General features: G+C 70.6%; 2 pseudogenes. Both read left to right on the top strand.

Annotated features, from left to right (window positions below):
* Positions 1-808, top strand: a pseudogene (locus ACY45C_RS19465) (hypothetical protein); the annotation flags it as partial.
* Positions 809-1003: 195 nt separating this feature from the next.
* Positions 1004-1943 (top strand): annotated as a pseudogene (locus tag ACY45C_RS19470) (replication initiator); the annotation flags it as partial.

The following is a 1943-nucleotide window of genomic DNA, read 5'->3' on the forward strand; positions in this document are numbered from 1 at the left end:
TCCCCGCGTCGGTCCAGGCGGCCGATGTTCCCGCGGCGGTGGCCTGATGGGCGGCACCGGGCAGGCGACGATCGCGGCAGCGTACCGGTCGTACGTGCTGGCCCTGCTCGACCGGGATGCCGCCTATGACGACGACCCGGAAGGCGACCCGCCACTCACCCTCGCGGACTACCGGCGAGCCCTGGTCACGGTTCTCGCGCTGGACCCGTCGCCGTTGCTCATCGCCGGACGATGGGTCACCGGCACGGAAGCGACGGCATTCACGGCAGGACAGCAAGCAGGGCTCGACAGCGCCGTGGTCGCCATCGGCGAGACCTGGCGCCCGGAACTCCTCCGCCGCTTCGACGACGACACCTCGGAACACTCGGCGGACGCTGGTACCGCTGTCGACGCCGCCATGGCTGTACCCACGAGCCCGGGGCCGATGACGTTGGCGCTGGCTGTTCACCACGGTCTGCTCTCCTCCGCGGCCGCGCCGCCGTCATACGGCACGCCTCGGCCCCCTGCGGCGCCTGGCCACAATTCCGGGCGGCTGCTGGTCGTCGACGGTGACGGGGAGGTTGTGGGCTCATTCGCCCGGTCGGAGTTCGCCCGTGCGCACGGCTGGGCGCATATGCGGGTGGCGGAGCCGCTGACCCGGCGGCCGGTGTGGATCGAGGATCTGGAACAGCGGGAGTCCTGGCGGATCGACACCGGCTCGTGCGTGCATCAGCGATGGGCGCCGGTTTCCTCGTCGACTCTGGGCGCGGGCTGCTCGATGGGCGCGGCGGCGACCATACCACCAGTAGATGAAGACGATACCAAGTAAGGATGGGCATGTCAACCGGTTATATCGGGTCGCAATACATTGAAGGTATAACTGTTGGCACAGGGACGGTCACGCACGTAGTGTCCGTTATGCCCACGAAACGGAGCGGGCTCCGGGTGGGCGGAGCAGACGCGACCACGGCCGGGCGGCCCTCATCGACGTCCCATCGGCGGGGCGGGGGTGTGATGCCCGGCGAACGACCCGGCCGGCGTGCGCGAGATCGACGAGCTGATCGGCCAGGTGGACGCGGAGCTGTCCGCGCTCGGCGTGCGCGGGAAGGCGGCGTCGGAGGAGAGGGAGCGTCCGCGGCGGGTGCGGTCCACGAAGTGGCGGCAGGACGTGCCGGATCTCCCCCGGCTGCCGGTGGAGCGGCGCACCGTCGGGCGGACGTTCACCGCACCGGACGGCATCGTGTGGCAGCCCTCGCTGTTCCTCACCCTGACCTGTGACAGCTACGGGCGGGTGCACTCCGACGGCATCCCCGTCGACCCGAACTCGTACGACTACCGGCGCGCCGCGCGGGACGCGCTGCACTTCCCGAAGCTGGTCGACCGGTTCTTTCAGAACCTGCGCCGCGCGGTCGGCTGGAACGTCCAGTACTTCGCCACCCTGGAACCCCAACGACGCCTCGCACCGCACCTGCACGCCGCGATCCGCGGAACGATCCCCCCGGGCGGTGATCCGCCAGGTCGCGGCGGCCACGTACCAGAACATCTGGTGGCCGAACTGCGACAGCCCGAAATACGACCCGGCCCGCCCTCCGGTCTGGGACGACAGCCAGGGCGGCTACGTCGACCTGGACACCGGGACGCTTCTGCCGTCCTGGGATGACGCGGTCGACGCGATCTACGAGGACGACGAACCCGCACACGTGGTTCGGTTCGGCCCGCAGATCCGCGCGGACGGGGTCACGGCGGACTCGCAGACGGCGGGCAGGCTGATCGGCTATCTGACGAAGTACCTGACCAGGGGCCTGGACACCTGCCACGCGGCCGACTCCGACGCGCAGCGCGCCCATATCGACCGGTTCGCGGACGCGCTGCGGCACGAACCCTGCTCCCCCGTCTGCTCCAACTGGCTGACCTACGGCGTCCAGCCGCGCAACGCCCGCCCCGGCCTCGCACCCGGCCGGTGT

Source organism: Frankia sp. CcWB2, assembly GCF_977927585.1.